We start from the raw sequence: 648 nt of genomic DNA, 5'->3' as shown, positions 1-648 counted from the left end.
GGCCGCCCCGAACTCCCCCTCCGCGAGTGCCTGGCCCGGCCAAGGGTTCACCGCGATGAACCCATCGGGACGACGACGCTGTGCGCCCGCCCGTCGATCCAGCCATAGCCATCAGCCGGCGGTGCTTCGGCCAGCACCGCGTGACCGGCGCTGGCCAGGTGGGTTCGTAGCAGGTCGAGGGGAAGCTTCTGGCTCAGGTCCAGCTGGAGGTGCTGGTCGGCCTCGGCCAGCAGGACACGCGACGGCACGCCCAACCGCTCTCGCCAGGAGTGCAGTGCCTCCGTCCACTCATACAACGTCACGAGGCGTCCGGGCAGCTGCCGGGCCCGTAGCCGCCATCGGGCAGGGATCATGATCGTCCGCCGGTGGCACAGCGCCGGGGTGAACGGCAGCGCCAGCGCGACGCCCCAGTCGAAACCGGTCACCTGCGGGCAGGCCGCCCGCGAGATCTCGGCCAGGAACCGCGCGAGCGGCGGCGTGTAGTGGTTCCACACAAAGTTGATTGCGGTAGGCGTAAGCAGTTCCAGGTGCTCCCCGGTGGCACAGACGACGAGGTATAGACGGCCGTCCCTGATGCCGATGGCGAGGTCACCGGGAAACAGCACATTCTCGGCGCGGTCGCGGAACTCGCCGACGCTGACCACCGTT

Annotated in this window: 1 protein-coding gene; it reads right to left on the bottom strand. The window is 69.3% G+C overall.

Annotated elements, in window-relative coordinates; all coding sequences use genetic code 11:
- Positions 1 to 47: 47 nt before the first annotated feature.
- A partial coding sequence (locus U9980_RS22635) for a lantibiotic dehydratase (RefSeq protein ID WP_322769781.1) occupies positions 48 to 648 on the bottom strand: 601 nt, incomplete at its 5' end.

The sequence above is a fragment of the Protofrankia sp. Cr1 genome, from assembly GCF_963555865.1.
In the GTDB taxonomy this organism is placed as follows: Bacteria; Actinomycetota; Actinomycetes; order Frankiales; family Frankiaceae; genus Protofrankia.
Note: the sequence above shows the minus strand (reverse complement) of the source record. Positions and strands in the feature narration are given on the sequence as shown.